Source organism: Streptomyces fuscigenes (assembly GCF_021556455.1).
Taxonomy (GTDB): Bacteria; Actinomycetota; Actinomycetes; order Streptomycetales; family Streptomycetaceae; genus Streptomyces; species Streptomyces fuscigenes.
In genome coordinates this window covers 1-6263 of the sequence record NZ_JAKGCV010000329.1, presented here as the reverse complement: position 1 = coordinate 6263, position 6263 = coordinate 1, and the positions used below count along the sequence as shown (strand labels likewise).

The following is a 6263-nucleotide window of genomic DNA, read 5'->3' as shown; positions in this document are numbered from 1 at the left end:
CGGCGGCGGAGCCGACGCACAGTGCGGTGAACGCGGCGCCCCGTCCCCGGTCGTCGCGCCACAGCAGGCGCTCGGCGGCGCCCGCGGCCCGGCCGAACGCGGCGACCGGATGGCCGCGGCGCGGATCGGCGAAGACGGCGTCGGCGAGAAGGCCGAGCCCGGCGGCGGCGCCGGACACGACGGCTGTCTTGACGGCTCTGCCGGCGGCAGGCATGGGGCAGTGTCCTCACTCAGGGTCCGCGCCCCGGCTCGACGTGAAACACGGCGGCGAGAGTTCCTGGCTCCCGGCGCGCCCGATGGGGCGTTCGCCGGTGACAGTGGCGGGACCGCGCCGGATTCGCACCGGCTTCCTCTGCTGCTGCCGCGGTAGTGGCCCCGGCAGTCCACCACGCCCCACAACGCCCGTCAACTCACCTTTGACCTGCGGTGGGGCAGTGTGCGAATACCCACACCGGGACGCGCGCGAACCCCGTCGCCGCGCGCGCGGGGCGCACGCGGAGCGCGGCGGGGACGGCGGGGGAGCCGGGCGCGGGACGGGGGAGGGAGGGGAGGCGGGGCGGCGAAGGGACGCCCGCCGGGTGCGGGCGGGCGCCCCCTCGCGTGGACGGAACGGCCCTGCGTGGACGGAACGGTCCGCCCGTGCGGACGGCCCCGCGCGTACGGAACAGCCCTGCGCCTGCGGACGGGTCGGCGCGCGTGGGGCCGCTCTGGTGCGTAGGGATCGGTCCGGGCGGGCCCTGGACGCTCCCCGGGGCCGGTCCGGGCCGGTCCGGAACCGGTTCAGCCGACGATGAGGTAGATCCCGTACGCGACGGCGGCGGCGCAGAGCGCGAAGCAGGCGTACGCGGCGGAGGTGAGGACCGCGGAGCCCTGCTTGGCCAGACCCACGGTGCCCAGGGCGAACAGCCCCACGAGTCCCACGGTGACCAGCAGGCTGACGCCGAAGACGCTGCCGACGGATGCCCAGTCGATGTTCATGAGCCGGTGCCCCTGTCCCTGTTCCTGTCGTCCCGGGTGCTGGTGCTGGTGCTGGTGCTGGTGCTGGTGCTTGTGCTGCTGCTGGTGCCGAGGCCGGGGGCGGCACCGCGCCGCGGGTGCGGGCCGTTCACGCGGCGGCCGACTGCGGGGGCGCGGGTGCGGGCCCGGCGAGGGTGGCGCCGAGTCCCGTGTCCTCGTCGCGCCGGGCCGGCTGGGCGCCGGGCACGGGAGCCGGGGCCGGCGCGGGCTCCGACGTCATCGGGCTCGCGGTCACGCTCTCGGCGGTCACCGGCCGGCGGCGCGCCGCCAGCCAGATCGAGGCGGACGCGGCGACGAGGACGACGGCCACCAGCACGATGCCCCAGGTGCCCTGCCCCGTCACGAACTCGGCACCGGCCGCGACCAGCGCGGCGGCCGGCAGCGTCAGGCACCAGGCGACCGCCATGCGCGTCGCGGTGGACCAGCGGACCACCCCGCCCTTGCGGCCGAGCCCCGCGCCCATCACCGCACCCGAGCACACCTGCGTGGTCGAGAGCGAGAAGCCGAGGTGCGAGGAGGCCAGGATCGAGATCGCGGCGCTGGTCTGCGCGGCGAAGCCCTGCTGCGGCCGCAGGTCCGTGAGGCCGGTGCCCATGGTGCGGATGATGCGCCAGCCGCCGATGTAGGTGCCGAGTGCGATCGCCAGGCCCGAGCAGACGATGACCCAGACCGGCGGGTTGGAGCCGGGGGCGAGCACGCCGCCGGTGACCAGCGCGAGCGTGATGACGCCCATCGTCTTCTGGGCGTCGTTGGTGCCGTGCGCCAGCGAGACCAGCGCGGCGGACGCGATCTGGCCCGCCCGGTAGCCCTTCGCGGTGGCCGCGTCGTCCGTGCGGCGGCCGATGCGGAAGGTGAGGCGGGCCGCGACGAGCGCGGCGAGCCCGGCGACCACCGGGGCGGCGACGGCGGGCAGGAGGACCTTGGTGATCACGATGTCGCCGTTGACCGCCGACGTCCCCGCGGACATCACGGCCGCGCCGATCAGGCCCCCGAACAGGGCGTGCGACGAACTCGACGGGAGGCCGAGCAGCCAGGTCACCAGGTTCCAGAGGATGGCACCGACCAGGGCCGCGAAGATGACCTGGGTTCTGATGCCGTCCTCGTTGACGATCCCGCCGGAGATCGTCTTGGCGACCTCCACCGACAGGAAGGCGCCGACGAGGTTCAGCGCGGCGGACATCGCCACCGCGATCTTGGGGTTGAGAGCGCCGGTCGAGATGGTGGTGGCCATCGCGTTGGCGGTGTCGTGGAAGCCGTTCGTGAAGTCGAACACGAGGGCTGTCGCGATCACGACCGCGAGCAGCAGCGTCACATGCTCCATGTACCCAGGCAATCGTTCGGCGGGGTGTGTGGCCGAGATGAACGTAGGGAGCGTGGATGAACGCAAGGTGAACTGGGTCGGTATTCGCGGTGTCTCTCCGTCCGGTACGGGAGGGGATCGCGTCCCGCCGCCCCGTGCGCCGCTTCCGTCCCGCCGACCCGCTTCCGCCCCGTGCGCCTCTTCAGCCTCACGAGCCCCTGCCGTCCGACGGCTCCCGGCGCGCCGCGTCCTCGCCCCGCCGCCCGCCCGCGCCCGCGCGGCGCTGGCACGATCTCCCCATGACAGAGATGGCAGATCAGTCGGCGCACCGGCTCGGGGACGAATCGGCGGGACACGGACCGGCGGGACACGAACTGGCGGGACCGTGGCTCGACCTCGTCGCGACGGCCCGCAGGACCGCGGACGAGGGGCTCGTCGTCGGGACCTCGGGCAACGCGTCCGTCCGCGTGGGCGACCTCGTCCTCGTCACCCCGAGCGGGGTGCCCTACGACCGGCTCGGCCCGGCCGACACCGTCGCGGTGCGCCTCGACGGGACGCAGGTCCTCGGCCGCATGACCCCCACCAGCGAACTGCCCATGCACCTCGCGGTCTACCGGAGGACCGACGCGCTCGCCGTCGTGCACACGCACGCCGTCCACGCGACCGCCGTCTCCACCCTCGTGCGGGAGCTGCCCCTCGTCCACTACATGACGGCGGCGCTCGGCGGGCCCGTGCGCGTCGCCCCGTACGAGACGTACGGCACCGACGCCCTCGCCGAGCGGATGCTCGAAGCGCTCGAAGGGCGCACCGGCTGCCTCCTGCAGAACCACGGCGCCGTCACCCACGGCGCCACCCTGGACCAGGCGTACGACCGCACGGCGCAACTGGAGTGGATGTGCCGCCTGTGGCTCACCGCCGCCGCCGTACCGGGCCGCACTCCCTCGCTGCTCTCGCGCGACGAGATCCGCAGGGTGGGCGAGAAACTGGCCGGCTACGGGCAGCGGGCCACGGACGGCGGCCCCGGGCCGCGCTGAACGCCCCACCGGCCGAGGCCCACTGGCGCGGCCGCGCGGGTCACCGGACACTTGTGGAGTGCGCCCGGCTACAGCAACGGCAGCTGCCGTCACCACAGTGATCGGAATCGGCGCGGCCGCGGCCGTCGCGGCCGGCAGGTACGCGAGCGACGCGGCCCTCAAGGCGCCGCCCAAAAGACCCCTGCCCAGCGACCCCAAGGTCACCGTGCACGGCACGGCGGCCGGGCGGGTCACCCTCACCCGCAGCCTCGCCTCGCTGCGCCCCGGCACGTACGGCCTGAAGGGCCCCGGCGTGCACGCGGCCGTCGGACCGGTGGCCGAGGGCGCCGAACGCAGCGCGGACACCGTCGTGCGGCGCCTGCTGCGGGTCAGCCGCGGCGAGCTGCGGCCCGGGACCCGGCTGTGGCTCACGCCCGAGGTGTACGCGGGCGACCCCGGCAGCGCGCTCGGCCTGGAGTTCCGGGAGGTGCGGGTCCCGGGCGAACGGGGCGACTCGCCCGCCTGGTTCGTGCCCGGGTCCCGCGGCACCTGGGTCATCTGCGTCCACGGACTGGGCACCGGGCGGGCCCAGACCATGAACCTCATGCCGTTCCTCACCGAACGGCGCTTCCCGGTGCTCGCCGTCTCCTACCGGGGCGACCCGGGGGCGCCCCGGCCCCGCGAGGGCCTCGGCCACCTCGGCGAGAGCGAGTGGCGCGACCTGGACGCCGCCGTCGCCTTCGCCCTGCGCGGCGGGGCCCGGCGGATCATCCTCTACGGCTGGTCCACGGGCGCCACCATGGCGCTGCGCTGCGCCGTCGACTCGGAGTACCGCGGGCACATCAGCGGGCTGGTCCTCGACTCGCCCGTGCTCGACACGCGGGCGACCCTGCGGGCCCTGACGGCCGCGCGCACGCCCGCGCCGCTCGTGCCGCTCGCCGTGCGCGCCGCCCAGGGACGGACCGGGCTCGCGGGCGACCCGCGGGCCGCGCTCGCCCTGCCCGCGCGACTCACCGTGCCGACCCTGCTCGTCCACGGCCCCGCCGACACCGTCGCACCGTGGTCCGCCTCCCGCGCCCTGGCCCGGCAGAAGGACCGGCTGATCAGCCTCCACACGGTTCCGGATGCGCCCCACGCGGCCATGTGGAACGCGGACCCGGAGAAGTACGAGGAGGCACTTCGGCGCTTCATCACCCCGCTGATGTGAGGAGAGCGGGGCGCGAAACCCTCACCGCACCGCCCACGACCTGCGCCCACGCCCCTGGTTCCGCCGAGTGCCCCTGTCCTCTCCCGAGGCGGCACGCATCGGGCAAAGGGGCGCGAGCTGCCCCCGCACCGCCGCCCGCCGGCCCGCGCGACACGTTCCGTTTGGGCTTTCGGGCAGTCAACGGGGAGACTGCCATCCGTGACGTCCCGAAAGCCTGATGAGCAATTGGCGCGCAACTCCAGACTCCGACTCGTCCCGTCGCAACCACTGGCCTCCGCACGACGGGCCGTGACCACGGGGCGCAATCGCCAGGCACCCCGGCCGCCCGCGGGCACCCCGCCCCGGGTGGAGCTCGCCCGCCAGGCGAGGGCCGGGCTCGCGGACGCGGTGGCGATCGCCCGCTGGGCCGCCGCGGACCGGGACCCGGGCGCGGGACCGCTCGGCCCCCAGGCCCTCGAACGCGCCGTCGCCGCGCTGGGGCTGACGCCGCCGCAGGCGCGCGCCGCGTGGGACCGCGCCAAGCTGTGCGGCCTCGTGGAACTGCACGACGGTGTCGTCAGGCCGGGCTGGCGGCTGCACGCGTGGGACAGTGACGAATCCGCGGTCCTGCGCGGCTGGGTCGCCCTGTTCGACGCGTGGTCGCTGATCCATCCCGCGCCCGCCGACGTCGACCCCGGGATCGTGGCCGAGGTCATCGAATCGGTCCCCCAGGTGCTGTCCCTCCTGCAGCTCTCCGCGGGACCCGTCACCGGGCCCGCGCTGCTGGACCTCCTGGCGCAGCGCGTGGCCGAACTCCACGAGGAGCGCTGCGAAGTCCCCTACGACCCGGCCGCGCCGGGCGACGCCGACGCGGAGGCCCCCGCCCAGGCGGCGCCTGCCCCGCCCGCCGTCACCGTGCCCTCGGCGGCCGACCTCGAGCCGCTGCTGACCTGGGCCCTGGAGGGCCTGGCGTCCGTGGGGGCACTCACCCTCGCCCCCGGCCAGGCCACCCTCACGCCGCTGGGCAACTGGGCCGTGTGGGTCAAGCTGGAGCAGATCTGCGTCGCCGCGCAGAGTCCCGCGGGCAACATCGAGCAGTCCGCCCAGGACATGCTGCGCGGCTGCGCCCAGCTCACCCCGGGTCCCGCCCGCGCCGAATACCGCGCCTGGCTCGCCGCCCGCACGGTCTCCAGCGCCATCGCCGAACTCGTCGCCGTCGCCCGCGGCGAGGACGCGCTGCTGCGCGGCCTGTCCTTCGAGGCGCTGCGCGTCGTGGGGGCCCCCGCGGAACCGGCCGTCCGCGGCGTCGTCGACGAGCCCCAACTGCGCCCGTACGCCCTGATCTGGCTCGCGGAGTACGAGGGCGCCGACCCCGAGGAGGCCCAGGAGGTCCTCACCCGCGAGGAGTCCACCTGGCTGTGGGTCGACACGGCCGCGGCCGTGGCCGACCACGGCGACACGGAACTCCTCGTGCGCCACCTCGACTCGGCCGTGCAGGGCAGCGTGCCCTCGCTCATCCGGGAGGTCCGGGCCATAGGACATCCCCGCACCGTCCAGGTCCTGGTGGCCCTCGCCGCGGCCCACCCCGACCCCGCGCTCGCCAAGGCCGTGCGGCGGGCGGCCTTCCAGGTGCACACCGGGGGAGCCTGAAGGAACGACCCGGCAGGAGCGGGCCGCGGCGGCCGGCCCGCCCGCCGGCCCCTCCTCGCGGTCCTTCGCGGCGCCCGGCGGCCGTCCCCCGCCGGGC

At 75.7% G+C, this 6263-nt stretch carries 5 protein-coding genes, 1 pseudogene and 1 riboswitch; of the genes and pseudogenes, 3 read left to right on the top strand and 3 right to left on the bottom strand.

Going from position 1 to position 6263, the window contains the following annotated elements:
* The 3 genes and pseudogenes from L1885_RS21430 to L1885_RS21420 form a co-directional block, all read right to left on the bottom strand.
* A pseudogene (locus L1885_RS21430) lies at nucleotides 1-214 on the bottom strand (cobalamin biosynthesis protein); the annotation flags it as partial.
* A 57-nt stretch (nucleotides 215-271) separates the two neighbouring features.
* Nucleotides 272-353: riboswitch (cobalamin riboswitch) on the bottom strand.
* A 427-nt stretch (nucleotides 354-780) separates the two neighbouring features.
* The gene (locus tag L1885_RS21425) at nucleotides 781-978 is read right to left on the bottom strand and encodes a hypothetical protein (RefSeq protein ID WP_235798794.1); all 198 of its coding nucleotides are present in this window, start codon (nucleotides 976-978) and stop codon (nucleotides 781-783) included.
* Nucleotides 979-1105: 127 nt separating this feature from the next.
* Nucleotides 1106-2338 carry an inorganic phosphate transporter gene (locus tag L1885_RS21420; RefSeq protein WP_235798793.1) on the bottom strand — a complete coding sequence of 411 codons (1233 nt, stop codon included), beginning with the start codon at nucleotides 2336-2338 and terminating at the stop codon, nucleotides 1106-1108.
* A gap of 287 nt (nucleotides 2339-2625) precedes the next feature.
* On the opposite strand from L1885_RS21420, the gene L1885_RS21415 reads away from it, so the two are divergent.
* From L1885_RS21415 to L1885_RS21405, 3 genes are all read left to right on the top strand, one after another.
* Complete coding sequence (locus L1885_RS21415) at nucleotides 2626-3351, top strand: class II aldolase/adducin family protein (protein ID WP_372481992.1); 726 nt, start codon at nucleotides 2626-2628, stop codon at nucleotides 3349-3351.
* Between the two features lie 58 nt (nucleotides 3352-3409).
* Nucleotides 3410-4537, top strand: coding sequence for an alpha/beta hydrolase (locus L1885_RS21410; protein ID WP_235798791.1), 1128 nt, complete (start codon nucleotides 3410-3412; stop codon nucleotides 4535-4537).
* Nucleotides 4538-4825: 288 nt separating this feature from the next.
* Entirely contained in the window at nucleotides 4826-6166 is a 1341-nt protein-coding gene (locus tag L1885_RS21405; protein ID WP_235798795.1) for a hypothetical protein, read from the top strand.
* The last annotated feature ends 97 nt before the right edge of the window (nucleotides 6167-6263 follow it).